The organism is Flexivirga alba (assembly GCF_042661025.1).
Taxonomy (GTDB): domain Bacteria; phylum Actinomycetota; class Actinomycetes; order Actinomycetales; family Dermatophilaceae; genus Flexivirga; species Flexivirga alba.
In genome coordinates this window covers 1,774,517-1,801,208 of sequence record NZ_JBHSWH010000001.1, presented here as the reverse complement: position 1 = coordinate 1,801,208, position 26,692 = coordinate 1,774,517, and the positions used below count along the sequence as shown (strand labels likewise).

Annotated in this window: 19 protein-coding genes and 3 pseudogenes; 11 read left to right on the top strand and 11 right to left on the bottom strand. The window is 66.3% G+C overall.

Features of this window, described 5'->3' with window-relative positions:
- Nucleotides 1-30 precede the first annotated feature (30 nt).
- Both ACFQDH_RS08795 and ACFQDH_RS08790 read left to right on the top strand, forming a co-directional pair.
- Nucleotides 31-1,653: a hypothetical protein gene (locus tag ACFQDH_RS08795; protein ID WP_382400422.1), complete on the top strand. Its 1,623-nt coding sequence runs from the start codon at nucleotides 31-33 to the stop codon at nucleotides 1,651-1,653.
- Complete coding sequence (locus tag ACFQDH_RS08790; RefSeq protein ID WP_382400420.1) at nucleotides 1,595-2,356, top strand: hypothetical protein; 762 nt, start codon at nucleotides 1,595-1,597, stop codon at nucleotides 2,354-2,356. Before ACFQDH_RS08795 ends, ACFQDH_RS08790 begins: the two co-directional genes overlap by 59 nt.
- Nucleotides 2,357-2,640: 284 nt before the next feature.
- Here the strand turns inward: ACFQDH_RS08790 and ACFQDH_RS08785 are convergent.
- The 6 genes and pseudogenes from ACFQDH_RS08785 to ACFQDH_RS08760 all read right to left on the bottom strand — a co-directional run.
- Nucleotides 2,641-6,539 (bottom strand): annotated as a pseudogene (locus ACFQDH_RS08785) (DNA-directed RNA polymerase subunit beta').
- Between the two features lie 108 nt (nucleotides 6,540-6,647).
- Nucleotides 6,648-10,132: pseudogene (gene rpoB, locus ACFQDH_RS08780) on the bottom strand (DNA-directed RNA polymerase subunit beta).
- Nucleotides 10,133-10,584: 452 nt separating this feature from the next.
- Nucleotides 10,585-11,313 (bottom strand): S1 family peptidase, encoded by a 729-nt coding sequence (locus ACFQDH_RS08775; protein WP_382400418.1) that lies wholly within the window; start codon nucleotides 11,311-11,313, stop codon nucleotides 10,585-10,587.
- A 210-nt stretch (nucleotides 11,314-11,523) separates the two neighbouring features.
- The gene (locus tag ACFQDH_RS08770; protein ID WP_382400416.1) at nucleotides 11,524-12,618 is read right to left on the bottom strand and encodes an acyl-CoA dehydrogenase family protein; all 1,095 of its coding nucleotides are present in this window, start codon (nucleotides 12,616-12,618) and stop codon (nucleotides 11,524-11,526) included.
- Between the two features lie 7 nt (nucleotides 12,619-12,625).
- A complete protein-coding gene (locus ACFQDH_RS08765) occupies nucleotides 12,626-13,522 on the bottom strand; it encodes an acyl-CoA dehydrogenase family protein (RefSeq protein WP_382400414.1) in 897 nt (298 codons plus the stop codon).
- Nucleotides 13,523-13,605: 83 nt separating this feature from the next.
- Nucleotides 13,606-13,761 (bottom strand): annotated as a pseudogene (locus tag ACFQDH_RS08760) (acyl-CoA dehydrogenase family protein); the annotation flags it as partial.
- 309 nt (nucleotides 13,762-14,070) lie between these two features.
- Here ACFQDH_RS08760 and ACFQDH_RS08755 point away from each other — a divergent pair.
- Nucleotides 14,071-14,499 (top strand): cupin domain-containing protein, encoded by a 429-nt coding sequence (locus ACFQDH_RS08755; RefSeq protein ID WP_382400412.1) that lies wholly within the window; start codon nucleotides 14,071-14,073, stop codon nucleotides 14,497-14,499.
- 114 nt (nucleotides 14,500-14,613) lie between these two features.
- Here ACFQDH_RS08755 and ACFQDH_RS08750 read toward each other — a convergent pair whose 3' ends face one another.
- The 3 genes from ACFQDH_RS08750 to ACFQDH_RS08740 all read right to left on the bottom strand — a co-directional run bounded on the left by ACFQDH_RS08750 (nucleotide 14,614) and on the right by ACFQDH_RS08740 (nucleotide 16,932).
- On the bottom strand, nucleotides 14,614-15,108 hold the full coding sequence (locus ACFQDH_RS08750) for a GtrA family protein (RefSeq protein WP_382400410.1): 495 nt from the start codon (nucleotides 15,106-15,108) through the stop codon (nucleotides 14,614-14,616).
- Nucleotides 15,092-16,090 (bottom strand): glycosyltransferase, encoded by a 999-nt coding sequence (locus ACFQDH_RS08745; RefSeq protein WP_382400408.1) that lies wholly within the window; start codon nucleotides 16,088-16,090, stop codon nucleotides 15,092-15,094. Before ACFQDH_RS08745 ends, ACFQDH_RS08750 begins: the two co-directional genes overlap by 17 nt.
- A 152-nt stretch (nucleotides 16,091-16,242) precedes the next feature.
- Nucleotides 16,243-16,932 (bottom strand): winged helix-turn-helix transcriptional regulator, encoded by a 690-nt coding sequence (locus tag ACFQDH_RS08740; RefSeq protein ID WP_382400406.1) that lies wholly within the window; start codon nucleotides 16,930-16,932, stop codon nucleotides 16,243-16,245.
- 157 nt (nucleotides 16,933-17,089) lie between these two features.
- Between ACFQDH_RS08740 and ACFQDH_RS08735 the strand changes: the two genes are divergently transcribed.
- Nucleotides 17,090-17,926 carry a class I SAM-dependent methyltransferase gene (locus ACFQDH_RS08735; protein ID WP_382400404.1) on the top strand — a complete coding sequence of 279 codons (837 nt, stop codon included), beginning with the start codon at nucleotides 17,090-17,092 and terminating at the stop codon, nucleotides 17,924-17,926.
- A gap of 74 nt (nucleotides 17,927-18,000) precedes the next feature.
- Here the strand turns inward: ACFQDH_RS08735 and rplL are convergent, their stop codons facing one another.
- Together rplL and rplJ are read right to left on the bottom strand one after the other, a co-directional pair.
- Complete coding sequence (gene rplL / locus ACFQDH_RS08730) at nucleotides 18,001-18,387, bottom strand: 50S ribosomal protein L7/L12 (RefSeq protein ID WP_382400402.1); 387 nt, start codon at nucleotides 18,385-18,387, stop codon at nucleotides 18,001-18,003.
- Nucleotides 18,388-18,482: 95 nt separating this feature from the next.
- Nucleotides 18,483-19,106: a 50S ribosomal protein L10 gene (gene rplJ, locus ACFQDH_RS08725; RefSeq protein WP_382400400.1), complete on the bottom strand. Its 624-nt coding sequence runs from the start codon at nucleotides 19,104-19,106 to the stop codon at nucleotides 18,483-18,485.
- A gap of 681 nt (nucleotides 19,107-19,787) precedes the next feature.
- On the opposite strand from rplJ, the gene ACFQDH_RS08720 reads away from it, so the two are divergent.
- From ACFQDH_RS08720 to ACFQDH_RS08690, 7 genes are all read left to right on the top strand, one after another.
- Nucleotides 19,788-20,408, top strand: coding sequence for a hypothetical protein (locus ACFQDH_RS08720; protein ID WP_382400398.1), 621 nt, complete (start codon nucleotides 19,788-19,790; stop codon nucleotides 20,406-20,408).
- Nucleotides 20,405-20,959, top strand: a complete 555-nt coding sequence (locus ACFQDH_RS08715; protein WP_382400396.1) for a SigE family RNA polymerase sigma factor — start codon at nucleotides 20,405-20,407, stop codon at nucleotides 20,957-20,959. The genes ACFQDH_RS08720 and ACFQDH_RS08715 overlap by 4 nt, the downstream gene beginning before the upstream one ends.
- Before the next feature lie 214 nt (nucleotides 20,960-21,173).
- Complete coding sequence (locus ACFQDH_RS08710) at nucleotides 21,174-22,865, top strand: ABC transporter substrate-binding protein (RefSeq protein WP_382400394.1); 1,692 nt, start codon at nucleotides 21,174-21,176, stop codon at nucleotides 22,863-22,865.
- Entirely contained in the window at nucleotides 22,862-23,794 is a 933-nt protein-coding gene (locus ACFQDH_RS08705; protein ID WP_382400392.1) for an ABC transporter permease, read from the top strand. Before ACFQDH_RS08710 ends, ACFQDH_RS08705 begins: the two co-directional genes overlap by 4 nt.
- Complete coding sequence (locus ACFQDH_RS08700; protein ID WP_382400390.1) at nucleotides 23,791-24,777, top strand: ABC transporter permease; 987 nt, start codon at nucleotides 23,791-23,793, stop codon at nucleotides 24,775-24,777. The genes ACFQDH_RS08705 and ACFQDH_RS08700 overlap by 4 nt, the downstream gene beginning before the upstream one ends.
- The gene (locus ACFQDH_RS08695; RefSeq protein WP_382400388.1) at nucleotides 24,770-25,804 is read left to right on the top strand and encodes an ABC transporter ATP-binding protein; all 1,035 of its coding nucleotides are present in this window, start codon (nucleotides 24,770-24,772) and stop codon (nucleotides 25,802-25,804) included. The genes ACFQDH_RS08700 and ACFQDH_RS08695 overlap by 8 nt, the downstream gene beginning before the upstream one ends.
- The gene (locus ACFQDH_RS08690; RefSeq protein ID WP_382400386.1) at nucleotides 25,797-26,609 is read left to right on the top strand and encodes an ATP-binding cassette domain-containing protein; all 813 of its coding nucleotides are present in this window, start codon (nucleotides 25,797-25,799) and stop codon (nucleotides 26,607-26,609) included. The genes ACFQDH_RS08695 and ACFQDH_RS08690 overlap by 8 nt, the downstream gene beginning before the upstream one ends.
- The last annotated feature ends 83 nt before the right edge of the window (nucleotides 26,610-26,692 follow it).

Sequence of the window (26,692 nt, the reverse complement as noted above, 5' to 3'; positions counted from 1 at the left end):
GTGGCCATGTCGGGCTGTTAGTTTCACGCGGTGATCCAGGGGGCCCTGCGAACGGGCATGAGCAAGGCTGCCGGAATCGTGCCTGACGGGTTCGCCGCCCGCCTCGCGACGCTCACTCGTCGGCCGGGCGTGCTGTCCGTGACCTGCGTGATCGTCTCGATCCTGCTCGGCAACGCAGCGTTCCTGCTGCATCTGCGCAACAGCAACCCGATGCTCCTCTTCTCCGGACTGGGATCACCACGTCACGGGCTGGTCATGGGCAGCAGCACCATCGACCCCAACTACGGCTGGACCTCGCAGGCACTGGGGCACCTGGCCGCGAACTCGTGGTTGCACGGCCACGTCCCGCTCTGGAACGTGTACGAAGGTCTCGGCCAGCCGCTCGGCGGCGAAATGCAGTCCGCGGCCTTCTTCCTCCCCTTCGTCCTGCTGCAAGCGCTGCCGAACGGCATCTTCCTGATGCACGTCGCGCTGGAGTTCGTCGCCGGCTTCAGCATGCTGGCCTTCCTGCGTTCGCGACGCCTGGGCTGGGCCGCTGCGACCGCCGGCGCCTGCCTCTTCGCGCTCAACGGCGTGTTCTCGGTGATGGCGAACGCACCGTTCAACCCCATCGCCTTCTTGCCGATGGCCTGCTGGGGCGTCGAGCTGATCGCCCGAGCCGTTGAGCAGCATCGCCGGCCGCACGCCGGACTCTGGGTGACGGCGTTCGCCTTCGCCTTCATGCTGTTCGCCGGATTCCCCGAAACGGCGCTGCTCGAGGGGCTGTTCGTCGGCGGCTGGGCGGTGGTCCGGCTCACCGAGTTGCTGCGTGGGCTGCGGCGGGCGTTCGCCGCATGGACCGTTGTGGCGACCGGAGCGGGCCTGGCCATCGCCGCGCCGGCGATCACTGCGTTCGTCGCCTTCATCGACGTCGGCTACACGGCTTACCACGGCGGCGCTGCGAACCTCTACTCCTATCCGCGCGCGAAGGTCACGTCGCTCGCCCTGCCGTATGCCGTCGGGCCGATGGGTAACGCGATCTCGGCGGGTCAGGCCGGTTATCTGACGCTGACCGCGGTCACGGTGGGGATCGTCGCCTTCTTCCGGCCTCGAGGCCGCCGCGTCATGCTGGCCTTCCTCGGAGTCCTGGTCGCCGTGTTGGTGCTCAACATGTTCGACGTATCTCCGGTGAAGCAACTGCTCGACGTCACGCCGGGCGTGCGCAACGTCCTGGTCGCGAAGTACGGCATCGCGCTGATCGAGTTCGCCGTCGCGATCTGCGCGGCATACGGCATCGACGACCTCCGTCGAGGTCGCGCGTCGCACCGCGGGGTGCTGGTCGCCGTCGCAGCGGTCGGCGTCTATTGCGTCGGCGCGCTCGGGTACGCCGCGCACCGTGGGGTGCTCGGCCACGCGGCGTGGACGACTGTCGTCATGACGGTCACCCTCGGCTGCTGCGGGGTTCTCGCCATACTCCTGTTGCGCGCGGGGTCCTCCTCCGCAGGCGCGGCGCTTGGCGGCCGTCGCCGCTGCGATCGTCGGCGTGTTCGCCACCGCCACGTATGCCGTGCCTCAGCTGTCCGCGAGCCCGCCCCGGCCGGTCGACCTGGGTCCGGTGCGCTATCTGCAGGACCACCTCGGCACCTATCGCTTCTACACACTCGGCCCGATTGAGGCGAATTACGGCTCGTACTGGCGCATTTCGCAGTTCAACGCGAATGACCTGCCGGTCCCGAAGAAGTACGCCAGGCTGGTGGAGACCGGTGTCCGCCCGACGTATTGGAAGGCCCTGCCGCCCGCCGTGCGCGGGCAGTTCGTCGGCTACCGGCTGATCATTTACAACACGCCTGCGTCCGAGCAGCGGATCCTGCTGAAGGCGTATGGCGAACGCCAACAGACCTTCCGGGACGCGAGCGTGCGGTATGTCGTCACGCGCCGCGGCGTCGGCGCGGCCGGCCTCGGTCAGCGGTTCGGCCTCCGCCTCGTCTACCAGAACGAACGAGTGGAGATCTGGCGGGATGCGCGCGCCGTGCCGTACTTCACCACGTCACCGGCCGGCGCCTGCAGCACGCTCCGTCAAAGCCTGACGGACGTGACGGTGCGCTGCCAAGAACCGGCGACCTTGGTTCGCCGGCAACTGTCGACGCCCGGATGGCGGGCGGACGTCAACGGCCACGAACGACGAGTGGTCTATTCGCCGACCCAGTTGTACCAGCGGGTCACCCTTCCGGCCGGCACCTCGACCGTCAGCTACAGCTACCACCCGGCGCACTTCCGGCCGGCGGTCGCTGTGTCACTGGCTGTGGTGCTGCTCATGCTGCTGGACGTCGGGACGCTACTCGTCATACGCCGGCGACCTCCCGAGCCGAACCCCTGACCGACTCACCGACCGACTGCCCGACCGACCGACTGACGACCCCGAACCCCTCTACCGAGAGGACACCGCATTGCCGAGAGGACAGCGGAATCGGACCCAAATCGCCCGAATCCCCTGTCCTCTCGATGTATCGCCTGTCCTCTCGGTAAGCCCCCGACCTCACGGTCGGGGGCTTCCCTTTACTTAACTTCGATCAGCTGTCCCGTTGAGCTGATCTCCTCATGCCGAAGCCGGTGTGCGCGCTCACTGTCGTTCGCGCGCACACCGGCTTCAACGATCGTCGATCAGCTGTCGAACCCGAGGGAGGCGTCGTCCAAACGGACCGCCTCACCCGAACCCGGGCCGAAGACCGGGTAGTCGTACGGCTGGTAGTCGGGCAGTGCGTAGAGCGCAGCCTTGGCTTCCTCCGTCGGCTCGACCTTCACGTTGTTGTAACGCGGAAGACCGGTACCGGCCGGGATCAACTTACCGAGGATGACGTTCTCCTTGAGGCCGAGCAACGGGTCGCTCTTGGCGTGCATTGCCGCCTCGGTGAGGACTCGTGTCGTCTCCTGGAAGCTCGCTGCCGACAACCACGAGTCGGTGGCCAGCGACGCCTTGGTGATACCCATCAGCTCGGGGCGACCGGACGCCGGGCGTCCACCCTCTGCGAGTGCACGACGCGACGCATCCTCGAAACGACCACGCTCGGCGAGCTCGCCGGGCAGCAGGTCGGTGTCGCCGGCCTCGATGATCGTCACACGGCGCAACATCTGCCGCACGATGACCTCGATGTGCTTGTCGTGGATCGACACGCCCTGCTGGCGGTAGACGCTCTGAACCTCGTCGACCAGGTGCTTCTGCACGTCGCGGGCGCCCTGAATACGGAGCACCTGCTTCGGGTCGATCGCGCCCTGCATCAGCAGCGTGCCGACCTCGACGTGGTCGCCGTCCTGGATCAGCAGACGGCCGCGCTTGCTGATCGGGTAGGCGTGCTCTTCCGAGCCGTCATCCGGGGTCAGCAGGATGCGACGAACCTTGTCGGTCTCCTCGATCTGAACGCGTCCGCTCGCCTCGGCGATCGGCGCGACACCCTTCGGGGTACGAGCCTCGAAGAGCTCGACGACACGCGGCAGACCCTGGGTGATGTCATCACCCGCGGCGCCACCGGTGTGGAAGGTACGCATCGTCAGCTGGGTGCCGGGCTCACCGATCGACTGCGCGGCGATGATGCCGACAGCCTCACCGATGTCGACCAGCTTGCCGGTTGCCAGCGAGCGGCCGTAGCACTTGGCGCAGGTACCGACGCGGGACTCACAGGTGAGCACCGAACGAACCTTGACCTCCTCGACGCCTGCTGCGAGCAGCTTGTCGAGGTTGACGTCGCCGAGGTCCGAACCGGCCGGTGCAAGCACCGAGCCGTCGACCTCGACGTCAGTCGCCAGGGTGCGGGCGTAGACCGAGGTCTCGACGTTCTCGTGCTCGACGAGCGCGCCGCCGTCCGTGCCGCGCTGACCGATCGGCAGGGTGAGACCGCGGTCGGTGCCACAGTCGTCCTCGCGGATGATGACGTCCTGCGACACGTCCACCAGACGTCGGGTCAGGTAACCCGAGTCGGCGGTACGCAGCGCGGTGTCGGCCAGACCCTTACGGGCACCGTGGGTGGAGATGAAGAACTCCAGCACCGACAGGCCCTCACGGAAGTTGGCCTTGATCGGGCGGGGGATGATCTCGCCCTTCGGGTTGGCCATCAGACCACGCGCACCGGCGATCTGCCGGACCTGGAACCAGTTACCGCCGGCGCCCGAGGACACCATCCGGAAGATCGGGTTCTTGCGGTCGAAGTTGTTCTGCATGTCCAGGGCGACCTCGTTGGTCGCCTGGGTCCAGATCTCCACGAGCTCCTGACGGCGCTCGTCGTCGGTGATCAGACCGCGGTCGAACTGCGTCTGGATCTTGGCGGCCTTCTCCTCGTAACCGACCAGGATGCCCCACTTGTTCGAGGAGGTCTGCACGTCGCTGATCGCGACGGTGCAGCCCGAACGGGTCGCCCAGTGGAAACCGGCTTCCTTCAACGCGTCCAGGGAGGCAGCAACCTGCACCTTGGGGTAGCGCTCGGCAAGGTCGTTGACGACAGCGGACAACGCCTTCTTGTCGATGTCGTAGTTGAGGAAGGGGTAGTCCTCCGGCAGCGTCTCGTTGAACAGCACTCGACCCAGGGTCGTGTCCAGCTCGAACGCCTTCAGGCGACCCATCTCGTCGGGCTCGACGCCCTCCGGGATCTCGTAACCGGCCGGCGGGACGTAGTCGAAGATCCGGATCTTGGCCAGTGAACCCAGCTTGATCTCGCCACGGTCGAACGCCATACGAGCCTCGGACGCGGACGAGAACGCGCGCAAGTGCTCGCCGTCCTCCAGCTTGGCCTCCCCGTCCTGTGCGGACAGGAAGTAGAGGCCGGTGATCATGTCCTGGCTGGGCATGGTCACCGGACGACCGTCGGCCGGCTTCAGGACGTTGTTGCTCGACAGCATCAGGATGCGCGCTTCGGCCTGGGCCTCAGCGGACAGCGGCACGTGGACCGCCATCTGGTCACCGTCGAAGTCGGCGTTGAAGGCGGTGCAGACCAGCGGGTGGATCTGGATGGCCTTGCCCTCGACCAGCTGCGGCTCGAAAGCCTGGATGCCGAGTCGGTGCAGCGTGGGCGCGCGGTTCAGCAGCACCGGGTGCTCGGTGATGACCTCTTCGAGGACATCCCACACCTCGGCGCGCTGACGCTCGACCATGCGCTTGGCCGACTTGATGTTCTGTGCCAGGTCGAGGTCGACCAGGCGCTTCATCACGAACGGCTTGAACAGCTCCAGGGCCATCTGCTTGGGCAGACCACACTGGTGCAGCTTCAGCTGCGGGCCGACGACGATGACCGAACGGCCCGAGTAGTCGACGCGCTTACCGAGCAGGTTCTGACGGAAGCGGCCCTGCTTGCCCTTGAGCATGTCGGACAGCGACTTCAGCGGACGGTTGCCCGGTCCGGTGACCGGACGGCCGCGACGGCCGTTGTCGAACAGCGAGTCGACAGCTTCCTGCAGCATGCGCTTCTCGTTGTTGACGATGATCTCGGGCGCGCCGAGGTCGAGCAGTCGCTTCAACCGGTTGTTGCGGTTGATGACCCGGCGGTAGAGGTCGTTCAGGTCGGAGGTCGCGAAGCGGCCACCGTCCAGCTGCACCATCGGACGCAGGTCCGGGGGATGACCGGAACGCAGTCCAGCACCATGCCGGTGGGGTGGTTCTTGGTCAGCAGGAACGCGGTGACGACACGCAGCCGCTTCAGGGCACGCGTCTTGCGCTGTCCCTTACCGGTGGCGATGGTCTCGCGCAGCGACGCGGCCTCGGCGTCGAGGTCGAAGGTCTGCAGACGCTTCTGCAGCGCCTCGGCGCCCATGCCACCCTCGAAGTAGAGACCGAAACGGTCACGCATCTCGCGGTAGAGCACCTCGTCGCCCTCGAGGTCCTGGACCTTGAGGTTCTTGAAGCGATCCCAGACCTGCTCCAAGCGCTCGATCTGCTGATCGGCGCGCTTGCGGATCTGGTTCATCTCGCGCTCGGCCGACTCGCGAACCTTGCGACGAGCATCCGCCTTGGCGCCTTCCTTCTCCAGCTCGGCCAGGTCGGCCTCGAGCTTGGCGGCGCGGGTGTTGACGGCGTTGTCGCGAGCGTTCTCGAGTTCCTTCTTCTCGACCTCGATCTGCGCCTCGAGCGAGGGCATGTCCTTATGACGCTGGTCGACGTCGACGGACGTGATCATGTATGCCGCGAAGTAGATGACCTTCTCCAGGTCCTTCGGGGCGAGGTCGAGCAGGTAACCGAGACGGCTCGGAACACCCTTGAAGTACCAGATGTGCGTCACCGGAGCGGCGAGCTCGATGTGGCCCATGCGCTCACGACGGACCGCCGAACGGGTCACCTCGACGCCACAGCGCTCACAGATGATGCCCTTGAAGCGGACTCGCTTGTACTTGCCGCAGTAGCACTCCCAGTCGCGGGTCGGACCGAAGATCTTCTCGCAGAAGAGTCCGTCCTTCTCCGGCTTCAGGGTGCGGTAGTTGATGGTTTCGGGCTTCTTCACCTCACCATGGCTCCACCCTCGGATGGATTCAGCGGTGGCGAGGCCGATGCGTAGTTCGTCGAAGAAGTTGACGTCCAGCACGTTGTGCCTTCCTTCTCGTGTCTAGCGAAAGTCTGAAATAGCTTGTGTTCTAAAGGGTTTGGTGAGGTATGCCGAGCCAGGCCCGGCATACCTCGCCGGTTGTCTGTCTCAGACTTCCTCGACCGAGCTGGGCTCACGCCGGCTCAGGTCGATGCCGAGTTCCTCCGCTGCGCGGAAGACCTCTTGGTCGGAATCGCGCAGGTCGATCAGGCTGCCGTCGCTGGAGAGCACCTCGACATTGAGGCACAGCGACTGCATTTCCTTGATCAGAACCTTGAACGACTCCGGAATGCCGGGCTCGGGGATGTTCTCGCCCTTGACGATGGCCTCGTAGACCTTCACGCGGCCGGTCACGTCGTCCGACTTGATGGTCAGCAACTCCTGCAGGGCGTAGGCGGCGCCATACGCCTCCAGTGCCCAGACCTCCATCTCACCGAAGCGCTGGCCACCGAACTGGGCCTTACCGCCGAGCGGCTGCTGGGTGATCATCGAGTAGGGACCCGTGGAGCGTGCGTGGATCTTGTCGTCGACCAGGTGGTGGAGCTTCAGGATGTACATGTAGCCCACCGACACCGGCTCCGGGAACGGCTCGCCGGAGCGGCCGTCGAAGAGCTGGGTCTTACCGGTGTGGTCCACCAGACGCACGCCGTCGCGCGTCGGCAACGTCGCGTCGAGCAGGCCGGTGACGACGTCCTCGGACGCACCGTCGAAGACCGGCGATGCGACGCGGGAGTTCGGCGGGGCTTCCTGAGCGTCCGGCGCGATCTGCTTGGCGAACTCGGGGTCACCCTCGATCTTCCAGCCGCGCGAGGCGGACCAGCCGAGGTGCAACTCCAGGATCTGGCCGAGGTTCATTCGACGCGGCACACCGTGCGGGTTGAGCACGACGTCGACCGGCGTGCCGTCCTCCAGGAACGGCATGTCCTCGACCGGCAGGATCTTGGAGATGACGCCCTTGTTGCCGTGACGACCGGCGAGCTTGTCTCCGTTGGTGATCTTGCGCTTGTTGGCGACATACACGCGAACCAGCTGGTTGACGCCCGGGGGAGCTCGTCGCCCTCTTCGCGATCGAAGACCTTGACGCCGATGACCGTGCCGGTCTCGCCGTGCGGGACCTTCATCGAGGTGTCGCGCACCTCGCGCGCCTTCTCACCGAAGATCGCGCGGAGCAGTCGCTCCTCCGGGGTCAGCTCGGTCTCACCCTTCGGGGTGACCTTGCCGACCAGCAGGTCGCCGTCGCGGACCTCGGCGCCGATGCGGATGATGCCGCGCTCGTCGAGGTCGGCCAGCACGTCCTCGCTGACATTGGGTATGTCGCGAGTGATCTCCTCCGGACCCAACTTGGTATCACGGGCGTCGATCTCGTGCTCTTCGATGTGAATCGAGGACAGCGTGTCGTCCTGCACCAAACGCTGGGACAGGATGATGGCGTCCTCGAAGTTGTGACCCTCCCAGGACATGAACGCCACGAGCAGGTTCTTACCGAGCGCGATCTCGCCACCATCGGTCGCGGGACCGTCGGCGATGACGCCACCGGCCTCCACGCGGGAGCCGTTCTCTACAACCACGCGGTGGTTGTAGCAGTTACCCGCATTGGAGCGGATGAACTTGCTGATCCGGTAGGTCGTCTGCGTGCCATCGTCGTTGAGGACGGTGACCAGCTCGGCGGAGACCTCGGTCACGACGCCGGCCTTCTCGGCACGAACGACGTCACCGGAGTCGAGCGCAGCACGATGCTCCATGCCGGTGCCGACCAGCGGCGCCTCGGCGCGCACCAACGGCACGGCCTGACGCTGCATGTTGGCGCCCATCAGCGCACGCGACGTGTCGTCGTGCTCCAGGAACGGGATGAGGGCAGTCGCCGCGGAGACCATCTGACGTGCGGAGACGTCCATGTAGTCGACCTCGTCGGCCGGAACGTCGCTCGCCTCGCCACCGCGGGTACGAACGAGCACCTGCTCCTCGGCGAACGTGTTGTCGTCGGTCAGCGCCGCGTTGGCCTGCGCGATGACGAAGTTGTCCTCTTCGTCCGCGGACAGGTAGTGGATCTCGTCGGTGACCTTGCCGCCCTTGACCTTGCGGTAGGGAGTCTCGATGAAACCGAACGTGTTGATCCGGCCGTAGGACGCCAGCGAACCGATCAGACCGATATTGGGACCTTCAGGGGTCTCGATCGGGCACATGCGGCCGTAGTGGCTCGGGTGGACGTCACGAACTTCCATGCCGGCGCGGTCACGGGACAGACCACCGGGGCCGAGCGCGTTCAGGCGACGCTTGTGCGTCAGCCCGGACAGCGGGTTGTTCTGGTCCATGAACTGCGACAGCTGACTGGTGCCGAAGAACTCCTTGATGGAGGCGACCACCGGGCGAATGTTGATCAGGGTCTGCGGCGTGATCGCCTCGACGTCCTGAGTCGTCATCCGCTCACGCACCACGCGCTCCATACGGGACAGACCCGTGCGGACCTGGTTCTGGATGAGCTCGCCGACGTTGCGGATGCGACGGTTGCCGAAGTGGTCGATGTCGTCGACCTCGACGCGCAGCTCCACCTCCTCGCCGTCACGGTGACCCTTGATGGTCTCCTGACCGGCGTGCAGGGCCACGAGGTACTTGATCGTCGCGACGATGTCGTCGACCGACAGGGTGCTGTTGTTGATCGAGGTCTCGAGACCGAGCTTCTTGTCGATCTTGTAGCGACCGACCTTGGCCAGGTCGTAGCGCTTGCCGTTGAAGTAGAGGTTGTCCAGGAGGTTCTGGGCGGCCTCACGGGTGGGCGGCTCGCCCGGACGCAGCTTGCGGTAGATGTCCAGCAGCGCCTCGTCCTGAGTGGCGGTGTGGTCCTTCTCCAGCGTCTGGCGGATCGACTCGTACTCGCCGAACTCCTCGAGGATCTGCGCCTCGGTCCAGCCCAGTGCCTTCAGCAGCACAGTGACCGACTGCTTGCGCTTGCGGTCGACGCGGACGCCGACCTGGTCGCGCTTGTCGATCTCGAACTCCAGCCAGGCACCGCGGCTGGGGATGATCTTGGTGGTGAAGATGTCCTTGTCGGACGTCTTGTCCAGCGAACGCTCGAAGTAGACGCCCGGGCTGCGGACGAGCTGCGAGACGACGACACGCTCGGTGCCGTTGATGATGAAGGTGCCGCGGTCGGTCATCAGCGGGAAGTCGCCCATGAAGACCGTCTGGCTCTTGATCTCACCGGTGGTGGAGTTCATGAACTCCGCGGTGACGAAGAGCGGCGCGGCATACGTCATGTCGCGCTCTTTGCACTCCTCGATGGAGTACTTGACTTCCTCGAACCGGTGGTCGCGGAAGGACAGGCTCATCGAGCCGGAGAAGTCTTCGATCGGAGAGATCTCCTCGAAGATGTCCTCCAGGCCGGACCGGTCTGGGACGTGCGTGTTGCCGGCGGCCTTGGCCTCGGCCACGCGGGCCTGCCAGCGCTCGTTGCCGAGCAGCCAGTCAAAGCTGTCGGTCTGCAAGGCCAACAGGTCGGGAACTTCCAGGGGCTCGCGAATTTTCGCGAACGACAGACGGCCAGAAGCCGTCTTTGCCGAGGAGAGGGATTGTGTCGCAGTGCGCGAGGCAGCCAAGGATGGATCCTTCCAAAGGCTTTCAAAGCGGGCGGTTCGAAGCGCGCTTCCGCGACCTGCGGCACCATCGGCGGCCGTCGCACACCGACCGTGAAGCACGGCGGCATGACGCTCAAGTTTTCAACGTTTCCGATACGAAATCGGGCACGCGGACAGAGCACGGTCAAAGGTGGGTTTGCTGGATACGGGCAGCGCAAAGCAACACACTACATGAGAAAGCCCCGCGTGTCCACACGCGGTAGCGATCGAACCTCGCAGGCCCCCAGCTAGACATCCGATGGTGAAGAGGGTGCACCCTCAGGCGGCTGCCGGTCAAGGGTTCGGGGACAGATGGCGTGTCGCGGTCGGCGGTGTCTCGTCCCGGCCTCGCCCCCGACATACGACGAGCACCACCGGACCCGGGGAGAATGGCGGGTCCGGCAGCGCTCGTCGGGTGTGTTGGGCCGATCGGCTCAGACGCCGGTCACCGACTTGATCCAGGAGCGGCTGGCCGTCAGGTTCGCGTAGTTGGACCCGGCGTGGATGTCGCTGCCCGGGTCGGCGACGTCGCCGGTCGAGCAGACGCCGACGACCTTGCCGCCGACGAAGAGCGGGCCGCCGGAGTCCCCGTGGTTGGACGCGCCGTCCGAACCCTTGACGTGGATCGCGTTGCCGCCATACGCGTCGGTGCTGGAGCCGACGATGTTGACCGTGGCTTTGTTCAGGTGTGTGGGCTGAGCGCCGCCCGCGGTCAGTCCGTAGCCCCAGATGACTCCCGTGCCGCCGGCCGGGGTGTAGGAGGAGGCCAACGGTGCATAACCGCTCAGCGACTTGGTCGAGGACAGGTGCACGAGCGCCACGTCGCCGTGGGAGGAGCCGGCCACCTGGTCGGCCGCCACGGGTGTGCCGGGGCTGGTCACCGAGTTGCTGAAGTAGACGTCCATCCACTGCGTGCCGTCGATGCAGTGCTGAGCGGTCAGGATCCACTGGGAGGAGATCGCCTCACCGGTGCAGCCGTAGGTGCCGCCGCTCTGCCCGAACACCAGCTGGACGATGTATGGCGAACTGCCGCTCGTTCCGCCGATGATGTGCGGGCTGACGGCGTCGCCGGTGACGGTGGTGGCCGACGCGGAAGCTGTGCCGGCTCCGGCGAGTGCCGCGGTGGCGGCGGTCGCAAGGGCCAGGCGGATGAGGCTGCGCATGTAGTGCCTTCTTCTGCAGATCGAATCGAACGGGGTATGCCGCCATAAACGTGAAAACGCTTGCGGCCCCGCAACTTTCGCCGCCTCCGAGGGCGTGCACAAGGGTGCGCGGATAACTCTTGCCAAAGCCGGAAGGGCGCTTGACCAAGTGTTTACATGCTCTTGGCCAAGCGCCCTTCTGTCGGTCGCGTGCGTTGTGTTGGGTACGGGTCAGCTGCCCCGGAGGACCTCCACGTGGTCGTGCTGTGCCACGTCTCGCGCCAGTGCCGCGAGGTGCCAGCGGGTGTCGCCGAAAGTGTGCTCGATCGCAGTGATGCGCGCCGTGTGATGCCCGACGACATACTCGGCCGTCATACCGATGCCGCCGTGCAGCTGGATCGCTTCCTGGCCGATGTGCCGACCGGACTGGCCGGCGACGATCTTGGCGCGGGAGGCGCTGGTGGCGTCATACGGATCGGCCGCGAGCGCCATACCGGTGTAGAGCACGGTGCTGCGGGCGAGCTCGAGCGAGACGTACATGTCGGCCGCACGCTGGGTGAGGGTTTGGAATGTCGCGAGCGGTACGCCGAACTGCTTGCGGGTCTTGAGGTATTCGACCGTCATCGGCAGTGCTGCGTCCATGGCGCCCACAGCTTCTGCAGTCACCGCCAGGATGCCGAGGTTCACCCCGGCCTGTATGGCGCGCGCCGCGTCGTCGATCGCACCCAGCGCCACCGCGGGAGTGTTGTCGAAACGCACGCGCATGCCCGACGCCTTCGCGCCACTGACCAGGAAGAGACCCGTCCGGTCCCCCACCCGCGCCGTCACGATGAGGTGATCGGCGGCGTCGGCATACGGGACCGGCTCCTTGGTGCCGGTGAGCGTCACGTCGCCGTCCGTGCCCGACGCGGTGACGTCATACGCCTCGAGGGACCAGGCCCGACCGGGCTCGGCGAAGGCCGGCACGATCAGCGAGCTGCCCTCGAGCAGGTCGGGCAGGAGCTTGGCCCGTTGCTCGTCGCTGCCGCCGAAAGCGATCAGCCCGGCGGCGGCCAGGGCGTCGGCGTATGCCGTCACGACACGCGCCTTGCCGAGCTCCATCGCGGCGAGCGCGACCTCGACGGTGGTTGCACCGGCTCCGCCGACGTCCTCGCCGAACGGCAGCGCGATCAGGCCCATCTCGGCGATCGCGGTCCAGACCGCCGGGTCGTGCGACCCGGGACCGACTGCGACATCGCCGTGCGCCTCGGCGGGAGCGTGCCGCGACGCCAGCTCGCGGACCGCGCCCTGCAGTGCCTTTTGTTCGTCGTCAAAGGTGAAATCCATTGTCCGGTCAGCCTTTCAGTCCGAGGATGCCCGAAGCGATGATGCTGCGCTGCACTTCGTTCGACCCGCCGTAGATCGACGCCTTGCGGAAGTTGAGATAGGTCGGCGTCGCGAGCGCCGTCCACGCCTCGAGGTCGGTGTCGTCCGGCTGCGACCACTGCAGGGACGCCGGGCCGGCGATGTCCGCACTGAACTCGAAGACGTCCTGCTGCAGCTGCGAACCGCGCAACTTCAGGATCGAGGACGCGGGCTCCGGCTTGTCGCCGTGCGAGTTGGCAGCGACCCGCAACACGGTCAGCTCCAGTGCCGCGAGTTGCGTCTCCAACTCGACGAAGCGCAGCGCGATCAGCGGCTCGTCCAGCAGCGTGCCGCGACCGGACTTGGTCGTGCCGGCGTGCTTCTTGGCGTCGCTGAGCGCCCTCTTGATGGTGCCGACGGGCGCCACTCCCACCCGCTCGTTGCCGAGGAGGAACTTGGCGATGGTCCAGCCCTTGCCTCGCTCGCCGATGATCTGGTCGGCCGGCACGCGGACGTTGTCGAAGAAGACCTCGTTGACCTCGTGGCCGCCGTCGATCAGCTGGATCGGCCGGACGCTGATGCCCGGTGTCAACATGTCGATGACCAGGAACGAGATGCCCATCTGCTTCTTGGGCGCATCGGGCTCGGTGCGCACGAGGGCGAAGATCCAATCGGCATACTGCCCGAGCGTGGTCCAGGTCTTCTGCCCGTTGACGACCCATTCGTCGCCGTCGAGGACCGCCTGGGTGCGCAGGCTGGCCAGGTCGGAGCCTGCGTCGGGCTCGGAGAATCCCTGGCACCACCAGATGTCGAGGTTCGCGGTCGCCGGCAGGAAGCGGTCCTTCTGCTCCTGCGAGCCGAACGTCGCGATGACCGGACCCACCATGTTGGCGTTGAAGGCGAGCGGCGGGGGACGCTTGCCGCCTGCATCTCCTGCAGGTAGAGGTGGCGTTGCAGTTGCGTCCAGTCCTGGCCGCCGGACTCGACCGGCCAGTGCGGGACGGCGAGACCGGCCTTGTTGAGCAAGCGCTGGGAGGTGCGCATGTCGTCGGGGTCCGGCTCACCACCGGCGGCCCAGCGTTCGCGAAGGTCGACCGGGATCTCGGTGGTGAAGAAGTCACGCATCCGCTGCTGGAAGGCAGCGTCCTCGTCGGACAGTTGCAGGCGCATGGCGAAGCGGCCCTTCCTGATCGGCAGTGTGCTACCTCACAGTAACCCAGGAGCTAAGCGCTTGCTTAGCGAGCCCGGATCGGTTCCGTGCGGGAGTCTCCCCAGTGTCGACATCGGTACGTCCGAGACGGCCTGACCCGAGCACTGCCCGACCCTGGGGAGACTTCGGTACACCGGCGACGACGTCGTGTTCGGATTCATGCCTCGTCACCGCAGTACCATCGCGACGAAAAGCACTGCCCATCAACCGAATTCGGAGACTTCGTGAGCACCTACGCATCCGACCCGATCCCGTCCGACCCGGGCGCTCTCGGCCTGCAACCGCATCCGGAGGGCGGGTGGTTCCGCGAGACCTGGCGCCATCCGCAGACGGTCGAAACGGCATACGGCACACGGGCTTTGGCAACCTCGGTCCTCTTCCTGCTGCAGCCGCAGGAGGTGTCTGCGTGGCACCGTGTGCGATCCTCGGAGCTGTGGATCTGGCAGGGCGGCGGGCCGGTCCGGCTCACGCTCGGCGGCACCGCCGATCAACCTGTCGAGGCCCACAGTGTGACCCTCGGCCCCGGCGGCCAGCACCTCGTGGCAGCCGATGAATGGCAGTCAGCCGCTCCCGCCGACCCCGAGCGCGCGACGCTCGTCGCGTGCATCGTCTCCCCCGGTTTCGACTTCGCCGACTTCAGCCTGCGGGACTGAGGCACGCGACGAGCCGCCCAGCACGGCAGACCGACGAACAACACCAGCGCCTGAGCGATCGACAGCAGCGCGGACAGGCCGGACCAGGGCAGCCGGTCACGGCTGCCGATCGCCTCACCGGCAGCGCCACGTGTCTGAGCAAAGAGCGCGTAGCCGGCGAGGAAGCCGATGACAGCGGACGCCGCCCGGTCCGGCGTGACGGCCGAACAACCAGCGGTAGCCCAGGTAGTTCGCCGCCATCCCGACGGCCATCGCCACGACCTTCCCGGCGGGCGCAAGCAGATCATGCGAAACGCTCGGTTGCGCGGCGTGGCCGCCGTGCAACACGCACCAGATGACGATCGACTGCACGATCAGCCCGGAGAACAAGGTAACTGTGACGAAGGGCAGGAACGTCTTGGTCGCGCCGGCATCCGACCGGAACACGACGAGTCGATTCGCCAGGTAGCTGAAGCACACCGTGATGCAGGTGGACAGCACGTTGGCCGCGAGCGCCGGCACGCCGAGGACGACGGCGAAGACCGAGAAGAGCGTGAGGTCCAGCAGTGTTGTGAAGACACCGACCCCGGCATACCGCAGGAATCGGGCGCGTTCAGCCGACAGGGGCACGGGTGCGCGCTCGCTCCACGACGTCGTCGGTATGACGCCCCGCCTGCCACTGCGCACATTCGGGAGGGCCGAGTCGCAGGTAGGCCAGGCGCGCGCTCTCCTTCCGTGCGTAGAGCAGGCCGTTGAGGATCAACCCGATGACCAGACACAGCACTGCGACGATCATCACGGATGCGGCAAGGAACGCCGTGGGAAAGCGGGGCACGTCACCATTCCCGGCGAAATGCCACACGACCGGGATGCCCAGAGCCAGTCCGACGAGCGCGAAGCACGTCGCCAGCACGCCATAGAGGAGCAGCGGGCGCTCGTGTTGCACCAGGCGACCGATCAGCTTCAAGATGCGGAACCCGTCGTGGTAGGTGCGCAGCTTGCTCTCGCTGCCTTCCGGTCGGTCCTTGAATCCGACCGGCACTTCGGCCTGCGGCACCCGCAGATTCATCGAGTGCACGCTCAGCTCCGTCTCGATCTCGAACTCCCGCGAGAGCGCAGGGAACGACTTGACGAATCGGCGGGAGAACACGCGGTAGCCCGACAGCATGTCGGTGATCGGCTCACCGAAGAGCGAGCCGACCAGGCGGTTGAACGCCTTGTTGCCGAGCTCATGACCGGGGCGGTAGGCGCTGACCTCGTTGTTGTCGACCCGGGTGCCGAGCACGTGGTCCAGGGGGCCGGCGATCAACGCGTCGATCAACTGCGGCGCCGCCGCGGCCTCATACGTGTCGTCCCCGTCGATCAGCAGGTAGATGTCGGCGTCGAGATCGGAGAAGGCCCGGCGTACGACATTGCCCTTGCCCTTGCGGCTCTCGGTCCGCACGATCGCGCCTGCCTCGCGGGCGACCTCGGCGGTCCGATCGGTGGAGTTGTTGTCATAGACGTACACCTCCATCTCCGGGACCGCGGCGCGCAGATCGGTAACGACCTTCGCAACGGCGGCCTCTTCGTTGAAACACGGCACGATCGCCACGATCGACGGAGCGGACATCTGAACCGGTCCCCTTTGTTGGATGCAGCATCTGCTCGCAGAGGGTGACACGGCAACAGATGTCAGCGGTGATCGTCCGACAAACAGTCGGTGTAGAGCAGGTGACGTCTACGGACGTGTCGCACCCGCCACCGACGGCATCGCCGTGTCCGTCAATTGGAAAGCCGATTCGACACCGTCGTCGCTGCCAGGGCATCCGCAAGCATCGACTGCCCGAACCATTCGGGTATGGCGCCACGGACCTCCGCGACGGCATCGATCTGCAGATCGTGGGCGCCGATTGCCTCGCGCCAGGTGCGGTCACCACGCCATATGGCGGTCAGCACTGGTAACGGTCCGATGATCGTTGCGCAGGGGTCGACGCCGGGGTCGTAATCGCAACAGTCCGGTACTCCGTGTGCGACGACCACCCACCACCGAGCGTTCCGTGGCGCGAGATCGGTGAAAACGACTGCGACACAGCTCGGTTCAGCCGGCCAGTGGGCGACCGGCAACGTGCGCTTGATATCCCACATCAGCAGTTGGGGGTCGAGATCCTCCGCCCCCAGGTCGGTGACCCACCGCAGCCCCCACACGCCGAGCGAGGTGACCACACTGTGGAGGTCGCGACCGCACTCGGTCAGCCCGTAACCCGCTCCCGTGCGCACGACGATGCCATGCCGCTCCAGCGTGCGCAGGCGCTTCGCCAGCAGCGCCGGGGACATGCGGGGCACACCACGCCGGATCTCATTGAAACGCCTACTGCCGAGCAGCAATTCGCGGACGACCAGCAAAGTCCAGCGTTCGTCGAGGATCTCCATGGCCTTTGCCAGCGGGCAGAACTGTCCGTATGTCGCCGTCACCGCACCGCCTCCTGCACGTTGCCCTACCTCCCATGGTGCGCCGGACCGGAGACGAGAGCCAGTACAGATTCGTAACTGGCGAGCAGCGCGTCCGCACGCGAATGCTGGAACGCAGTTTCGACCGATGTCTCGGCCGCTGCCGTCCGAAGGAGGAGCCATGTCCGTCACCTCATCTGCCCACACGTCTGCCGACGCCGTGCTGAAGCAGCGACACCGCACGATGTGGGCGAGCGGGAACTATCCGCGCATCGCCCGCGAACTAGTCGCCCCGCTCGGCCGCGAGCTGGTCACGGCCCTAGGGATCGGACCGGGAGATCGCGTGCTCGATGTCGCCGCCGGAACCGGGAACGCGAGTGTGCCTGCTGCCCTGACGGGTGCCGATGTCACCGCATCCGATCTCACACCCGAGCTGCTCGACGCCGGACGGGCCGGCGCGCCTGACGCCCGGGTGACGTGGGATGTCGCCGATGCCGAGGCGCTTCCTTACGCCGATGGGTCCTTCCACATCGTCATGTCGTGCATCGGAGTGATGTTCGCGCCGCACCACCAGCAGGCAGCCGGCGAGATGGCGCGGGTATGCCGGCCCGGTGGCCGGATCGGAGTGCTGTCCTGGACTCCCGACGGCACCATCGGCCAGCTCTTCGCGGCCATGCGGGACTTCATGCCGCCACCACCGCCGGGTGCTGCCCCACCGCCACTGTGGGGAGACGAGCAGCATGTGCGCGAACTGTTCGACGGTGTCTTGGAGCAGGTCACCGCGCAGCGCCACGTGCTCCCGGTGTCGTTCTTCTCCGACGCAGCCGCCTTCTGCGACTACTTCCACCACTACTACGGACCCTCCGTGTCGACCTACCGGCTGCACGCGGATGAGCCCGACCGCATCCAGGCCCTCAACTCGGCAGTGACGGAGGTGGCCGAGCGCGCAAACACCGCCACCGATGGCGGCTTCACGATGGACTGGGGATTTCTCCTCGTCACCGGCTATCGAGTATGACGCTGCGCCAACTTCAAAGGAGCCCCGATCCGCAATGGATCGGGGCTCCTTCAGGAGTGCAGTTGAGCGTCAGCTCACTTGACCTCGACGGACGCGCCGGCGCCCTCGAGCTGCTCCTTGGCCTTGTCGGCGGCAGCCTTGTCGACGTTCTCCAGGACGGGCTTGGGGGCGCCGTCCACGAGGTCCTTGGCTTCCTTCAGGCCGAGGGAGGTCAGCGCGCGGACCTCCTTGATGACCTGGATCTTCTTGTCGCCGGCAGCGGTGAGGATGACGTCGAACTCGGTCTTCTCCTCGGCAGCCTCGGCGGCGCCGCCAGCGGCACCACCGGCAGCGGCAACGGCGACCGGAGCAGCAGCGGTGACGTTGAAGGTGTCCTCGAACTCCTTGACGAACTCGCTGAGCTCGATCAGGGTCATCTCCTTGAACTGGTCAAGGAGCTCTGTGGTGCTGAGCTTTGCCATGTTTGGCAACCTTTCGTTGTTTCTACGACCGGGGGTCGTATGCCGTGAGTGGCGTTGTCTTCTAAAAGATTCGAGCTTGATGCGCCGTATGGCGATCAGCTCTCGTCGCCACCCTCGGCGACGTCAGTGGCAGCCTCGGCCGGAGCCTCGGCAATCTCTTCGGCTGCCGGGGTCTCGGCGGGGGCGTCGGTGGCAACCGGGCCCTCGGTCTCGACCTTGGCCCGCAGTGCGTCGACGACCCGAGCGGTCTGCGACAGCGGCGCGGCGAAGAGGTAGACCGCCTGGCTGAGCGACGCGTTCATGGCGCCGGCCAGCTTGGCGAGCAGGGTCTCGCGAGACTCGAGGCTCGCGAGCTTGGTGATCTCTTCCGATGACAGGGCCTTGCCGTCCAGCACGCCGCCCTTGATCACCAGCAGAGGGTTCGCCTTGGCGAAGTCACTCAGACCCTTGGCAACCTGAACCGGGTCGCCGGTGATGAAGGCGATCGCCGAGGGACCCTGCAGGTCCCCGTCGAATGCCGTCACACCAGCCGCCTCGGCGGCGCGCTTGGTCAGCGTGTTCTTCACCACGGTGTAGGTCGCGTGCTCACGGATGGAGCTGCGCAGCTCGGTGAGCTGAGCCACGGACAAGCCGCGGTACTCCGTCAGCACGGCCGCACCCGAGTCACGGAACTTGTCCGTGAGCTCGGCGATGGCTGCCGACTTGTCGGACTTGGCCATGCGGACCTCCTTCATTGGTGGATGTTCGTCCCGATGGTCACCCATTGGTGGATGTCCGTCGCGGGTCTTCCGAAGGTCCACCGCGCGGAGTCCGACATACGAAAAAGAGCCCCGGCGCAGATGCCCGGGGCTCACAAGTGATCGGTCGCCATACGAGATGTATGGCGTGATCGTGCTGCCTGGTTCACCTGCGCTGGTCGCCCGCTCGTACGGCGGAACCTTCGGTCAGATGCTGGGCACCTGAACAACCGGCGGTCTTCGGTGGGCCAAGAGTACGGTTCCAGGCGACCGGCGAGCAAATCGGCGCTTCGCGCATAACAAGACCAACCCCTCGGCGCGTCTTGGTGGTAGCAGGATTCACCACCACGGGAGGACCACCATGAGCATCGATCTGGAGGAGCAGCTGCGCCAGGCCTATGGGCAGTTGCCGGATGGGGACGGCAACCGCGGCGACGTGCTCGCCCGCTCCCGCCATACGGCGGTCAAGCTACGTCGTCGCCGTACGGCGGGCGTGTGCGCCGGCGCCCTCGCCGCCACGCTCGTAATGGGGACCGCTGCAATCGCAGGATCCAACCTGGCGTCGGCGGGCCAGAAGACCACACTTCGGCCGGCCACGGCCAGCCACACCGCGAGCCCCCGCCGGCCGTATTGCAGCCGGTGCCCACCACAACGCAGGAACCGATGCCCACGGAAGCCACGGACAAGCCACTCGCCGGGCTGTCCGGCAAGTTGTTGCCGCACGGCAGCCAGCTCCCGGCCGGCTTGACCTATCGCGGGGCCTACTCGTACGACTACAAGAAGACCTGGCCCACGTCCTTGGCTGACGGCTACGAGAATGCCGTCCCGGTGACGGGTCTGATCGGAGCCGACCAGAGCTTGAACGGACCGACGAACGCTCAGATCAGGGCGGCATACGGGACCGTGTCGGGCGTGACCGATATGGCCGCGAACTCCCACGCTGATACCGATCCGCGGTTCAAGTCGGTCATGTCCACGATCGTGCGGTTCCGCACACCTACGTTCGCGCAGTCCGCGATCGCCAAGGCGCAGCGCAAGCAAGGTGGGATGTATTGGATCAGGCCGACGTTGACCCGTGCGAACGTCGCATGGTCCGGCGTGACCGGCGTGACCGGAGATCACGGCGTCTACACCTTCGCGACCGGGGTGGGACCGCAGGACTACGTGGCCTACCAGGTCGTCGGCGAGTACATCGTCTCCGCGGATTCGCAATCGGCGGCGTCCGCAGAGCAGGCCGTGACCGACATGGTCGGCAACCTCAGGACCGCCGGGCTGCTGCCATGACACGGGCCAGGGGAACGGACGACGAGTTCGAGCAATTCGTCGACCGCGAATATGACCGGTTGCGCCGGATCGCGATTTCCCTGACGGGCAACCAGCACGACGCCGAGGATCTGTTGCAGGACAGTTTGGCCAAGCTGCTGGTCCATTGGGGCAAGGTCGCAGCCACGGCGTCACCGACCCGCTACGCGCACCGGACGATCGTCAACACGTTCCTGTCCGGCAAGCGCCGTCGGTGGTCAACAGAGGTCGTGTCCACCGAGATGGTTGACCGGCGCGTCGAATCCGCCGATCCCACAGCGCAGTTCGTGCAGCGTCACGACCTGCTCGCTGAGGTGCTCCTGCTCCCTCCGAGCCAACGCGTCGTGATCGTGCTGCGCTACCTGGAGGACCTTTCGGTCCCGGAGGTCGCCGGCATCCTCGGCAAGCGGGAGGGCGCGGTCCGTGCCACCTGCCACCGCGCCCTGGACAATCTGCGAAGGAAGCCGGACAACCTGCAGATCGCTACCGGCAGGGCAGCGCACGCCGGCCTGGTGACCGGCGAACCGGGGTGACCGAGGGCCGTGTCTAACAGGGCGCCGGCCCTATGCGTCCACCCGATCGGTCGGACGTCATACGCCACCTGAGCTCGAATCCCCACTAATCTCAAAAGAGTTCACGCGCGCCGCGCTCGCGTGAGTCTCTGCGGCGCGCAGCCCGGTGCGAATGTGTTCCATAACACTCGCTTAGTATGTCGATAACTCCCCTGGTTCTTTTTGAAAGGTCGACATGTCTCGTCGTCGCGCGTCTCTCATTGCTGCAACCGCTCTCGCAGGAAGCCTCGTGCTGGCCTCCTGCAACGCCAACTCCCACGGCGCCTCGTCGACCGGCTCCGCGAGCGGCGGTCACGGTGCCACCGCCGCGGCGAAGAAGGGCGGCACGCTCTACGAATACTCCTCGAGCAAGGAGATCCACTTCGATCCGGCCAAGAGCCAGAACCTCGGCACCAGCTCGATCCACCTGATCGTGCGCGGGCTCACGTCCTGGCAGACCTCCCCGACCGGAGACACGAAACTGGTCCCTGACCTTGCGACCACGACCGGCACGGCATCCGACGGCGGCAAGACGTGGACGTTCAAGCTGAAGGCCGGTCAGAAGTATGCCGATGGCAGCACGATCACCGCGCAGGACATCAAGTTCGGCATCGAGCGCAGCTTCGACCCGCAGCTGCAGGGCGGCCTGAGCTACCACAAGGCGCTGCTCGTCGGCGGCGAGAAATACCAGGGGCCGGCCAAGGGCAAGCAGCTCGACTCCATCCAGACTCCCGACAAGACCACGATCGTCTTCCACCTGGTGCGCCCGTTCGCCGACTGGGGCTGGGTCGCGTCGATGCCGGCGTTCGCTCCGATACCCGCGACGGCAGGGATGGGCATCCCGAAGTACGACCACACTCCGCCCTCCTCCGGCCCGTACCAGGTCGCGTCATACACGGTGGGTTCGACGGTCACCCTGAAGCGAAACCCCAACTGGCAGAAGAGTTCTGACACCGTGCGCAGTGCAGCGCCGGAGAGCATCGTCTACGAGATGGGCCTGGACCCCGACACGCTGGCCCAGCGGATGGTGGACGACCAGGGCGATGACAAGAACGGCGCCGGCGTGGGCGTGACCGCCGCGATTGTGCCGAAGATCAATGCCGACCCGTCAGTCAAGGCACGCACGACCGTCTCGCCGTCCGGCGCCGCCGAGTTCCTCGTGCTCAACACCAGCCGGCCGGGCCTGAAGGACCTCAACGTCCGCAAGGCCCTCGAGTATGCGATCAACAAGAAGTCACTGCAGACCATCGCCGGTGGCCCCACGTATGCCGGCTCGATCGCCACCACGCTGATCCCGCCGGGCGTCCAGGGCTACCACAAATACGACCTCTACCAGGCTCCCGACACCGGTGACGTCGCCAAGGCGAAGCAACTGCTGGGCAACGTCAAGGTGCCGACACTGAACCTTGTCTACGACTCGACCACCCCTGAGCTGGCCAAGCAGGCGGCGTCGGTCAAGGCTGACCTGAAGAAGATCGGCATCAACGTCAAGACCACGCCGCAGGACAGCGACACCTGGTCCGCGACGGTCTCGCAGAGCAACAACTTCGACCTGGCCATCTCTGGCTGGCAGGCCGACTACCCCGGCGCATACGCCCAGCTGCAGCCGGTCTTCGCGTCCAACCAGGTCGGCGGCGGCAACTACAACCTGTCCAAGTTCAAGGACCCGGCGGTCGATGCAGCGATCGACAAGGCGACTGCCATCACCGACCCGGCCAAGGCCGACGCGGCCTGGGCAGCGCTCGACAAGCAGATCCTGCAGCAGGCGCCGGTCGTGCCGCTCTACTACTCGCACCAGGCCTACCTCAACGGCAGCAACGTCACCGGCACCTACATCCCGACCTTCCCCACGTACCCGAACGTGTTGGTCCAGGGTCTGAAGAAGTGACGACGGCGGTTGCGCGCAGCCGCTCGCCGATAGCAGTCGCCATCCGCCGGACCATGCGGTCCGGCGGTGGCCGGCTCGGGGCGGCCGCTCTGCTGGCGGTGCTCCTCGCCGGTTTCTGCGCTCCGCTGCTGACCGCTCTGGAGGGGCAGAATCCGAGCGACTTCAATGGTGACCTGGTCGATGGCAACAACGGCGGCAATCCCTACGGCAGCTTCGGCGGGGTGAGCGGGAGCCACTGGTTCGGTGTCGAGCCGGGCACCGGCCGGGACCTGTTCGCGCTGGTCGTCTACGGACTGCGCACTACGATCCTGATCGCACTGGCAGCCACGATCGTCTCGGTGGTCATCGGCGCTGCCGTCGGTATGGCGATGGGCTATCTCGGCGGCTGGTTCGAGGCTGTCCTCGGCAGGTTCGTCGACTTCATGTTCGGCTTTCCCACGTTGCTCTTCCTGATCGCGTTGCAGTTGATCGTGCCGGCCGACATCCCGAAGCCGGTCGTGCTCGCCGTCGTACTCGCAGCGTTCGGCTGGGTGGGCACGGCCCGACTGATCCACACACAGACCAAGCAGTTGGCAGCGCGTGAATTCATTGACGCCGCAAAGGCTTCCGGGACTCCGTTGCGCCGAGTCTTCGGCGGGGAACTGCTGCCCAACCTCGTCGGCACGCTTGCCGTTGTCGTGGCCCTCAGCTTCCCCGCGACGGTGGCGGTGTCTGCGGGCCTGAGCTTCCTGGGCGTCGGCATCGGAGCCGACACCCCGGACCTCGGTGTCCTCATCGGCTCGTCGATCACCTGGACCTACACCGGTGCCGATGCCGGCTACCTGATCTTCCCGTCGATCGTGTTGCTGCTCATCGTGCTGGGCGCCACCCTGCTCGGGGACGCGCTGCGCGATGCGTTCGACGTCCGCACCGAGGAGAACGCCCGATGACCTCCTACGTCGCTCGGCGGCTGCTGGTCTCGCTGCTGGTGCTGCTCGCGATCTCCTTCTGCGTCTTCATGCTCTTCTACAGCGGGCCGTCCGACCCCGCGCGCGTAATGTGCGGAAAGCCTTGCCAACCGGAACGACTCACCCAGGTGAAGCAGTTCATGGGCACCGACGACAACGCCTTCGTGCAGTGGCTGGACTTCCTCAAGGGGCTGTTCGTCGGTCGGACCTATGGCACCGGCGCCGAAGCCGCACACTGCGCCGCGCCATGTTTCGGTTTCTCCTTCGACCAACGTCAGTCGGTCACCAACCTGATCTGGTCACGCCTGCCGGTCACCGCGTCGATCGCCCTCGGCGGTGCGGCTGTCTCCCTGCTCGTCGGTATGACGCTCGGCCCGCTCGCCGCGATCTTCCGCGGCCGCTGGCCGGACGCGCTGGTCCGGGGCGGATCGTTGTTCCTGGTCGCGACCCCGGCATACCTGTTGGGGCTGTTGGGAATCCTGCTCTTCGGATTCCAATTCAACGTCGTCCCGGTGTCCGGCTACGTTCCGTTGACCCAGAGTCCGGTTGACTGGGCGTGGCACCTGGTCCTGCCGTGGTGCGTCATCGGGTTGATCAACGCCGCCGGCTACGCGCGGTTCGCACGCAACCAGATGCTCGACGAGCTCGGCTCCGACCATCTGCTCGCCCAACGAGCGACAGGTGCACCGAAGCGGACCGTCCGCCGCGCCGCACGACGCGGGGTGTGGGTGCCGATCACCACCCTCTTCGGACTCGACCTGGCGATGTTGCTCAGCGGCTCGATCTTCACCGAGCGCGTCTTCAGCATGCACGGTATCGGCGACCTGTTGATCGGCGGTGTCTCGTCGCACGATCTCGGGATCGTCGTGGGCACAGCGCTTTTCGGCGCCGCGCTGATCATCATCGGCAACCTGATCGTTGACGTCGTGCAGGGTTCGATCGATCCGCGGGTGCGTCGTGGCTGAGCCGAAGACGCCGATTGCCGGCCTCCGGCCGGACGCTGAGCCAGCATTGAGCCTGCGCGATTTGCGGGTCACCTTTCGGGGCAGCTCCGGACCCGTACCCGCCGTCAACGGCGTCTCGCTCGACGCATACCCCGGCCAAGTGCTCGCGATCGTCGGCGAGTCCGGCTCGGGCAAGTCCGCGACGGCGCTCGCCTCGATCGGTCTGCTACCCGACTCCGCCACGGTCGACGGCAGCGTCCTGATCAACGGAACCGATCTCAACGCGATGCCCGAGAAGCAGCGAGTTCCGTTGCGGGGCAGCAGCATTGCGATGGTGTTCCAGGATGCGCTGGCTGCCCTGAATCCTTACCGGACCATCGGGCGGCAGATCGGTGACGCATACCGGATGCACCATGACGTCGATCGATCGACAGCCCGCGAACGCGCTGTCGAGGTCCTCGGCCGGGTCGGCATTCGCGAACCCGAGCGGCGGGTCCACGATTACCCGCACGAGTTCAGCGGCGGCATGCGGCAGCGCGCGATGATCGCGATGGCCATCGTGAACGAGCCGGCAATCCTGATCGCGGACGAACCGACCACGGCTCTCGACGTGACAGTGCAACGACAGGTACTCGACCTGCTCACCGGGCTCACCGACGACCTGGGTATGGCGCTGGTCCTCATCACCCACGACCTCGGCGTTGTCGCCGAGACAGCAGACCAGATCGCCGTCATGTATGGCGGCCGGATCGTCGAATCCGGAAGCGTGCTGGACATTTTCGATCGTCCCGCACATCCCTACACACGCGCCCTGCTCAGGGCGACGCCGAACCTGGAGTCCCCGGGCAGGCTTGCCGCCATACCCGGTCTGCCCGCGTCGGGCACCAACCTGCCCGCCGGCTGCCCCTTCCATCCCCGCTGCGCGTTCGCTGCCGAAGTGGGCGAGACATGCCGCACCGAGCGGCCGTCGCTGGAGACCCGTCCGGGCACATCAGGGCATCGCGCGGCGTGCCACTACACCGCGGAGAAGGAGTTGCCCCATGACTGAGCCGCTGCTCAGCCTGGCGAACGTCAGCAAAACGTTCCGGGGCCGCTCGGCCTTTCGGCCAGCCGCGGAAACACATGCGGTGCAAGACGTTTCGCTGGAGGTCGCCCCTGGTGAAACGGTCGCGCTCGTCGGTGAATCAGGGTCGGGCAAGTCCACCTTGTCGCGCCTCGCGCTGCGGCTGACGGACGTGACGTCCGGACGCATCATCTTCGACGGCAATGACGTGACCCGAGTCCGCGGCCGCGGGTTGCGCACGCTGCGCCGCGAGCTGAGCGTGGTCTTCCAGGACCCCTACACCTCCCTCAATCCGCGGCAGACCGTCGCGCGCATCGTCTCCGGACCGCTACGCAACCACGGCCTGCCGCGCGACCAGAAGACACTGATCGACCTCATCACGTCGGTGGGTCTCGAACCGGAGCACCTGGACCGCTACCCACACCAGTTCTCCGGTGGGCAACGACAGCGGATCGGCATCGCACGAGCCCTCGCCACGCAACCGCGGATGATCATCGCCGACGAACCGGTGTCGGCGCTCGACGTGTCGATCCGCGCGCAGATCCTCAATCTGCTCGGCGACCTGCGCGACGAGCGAGGGCTGGCGCTGCTTGTCGTGTCACATGACCTGGCGGTCGTGCGCGGCATCGCCGACCGTGTCGCCGTCATGCAGAACGGACGGCTGGTCGAGTCCGGTCCGGTCGAGCAGATCTATGCCGACCCGAAGGACCCCTACACCCGGTCGCTGCTGGCTGCCGTGCCCGTGCCGGACCCGCACCGCCGGTCCCGCCCACTGCCCACATCCACCTGACCCACCTCATCCCACCTGACCGCACCCATGCCGAGTGACGGCTTCTTCGCCGAGTGACGGTCCGATCCGGCCGTCACTCGGCG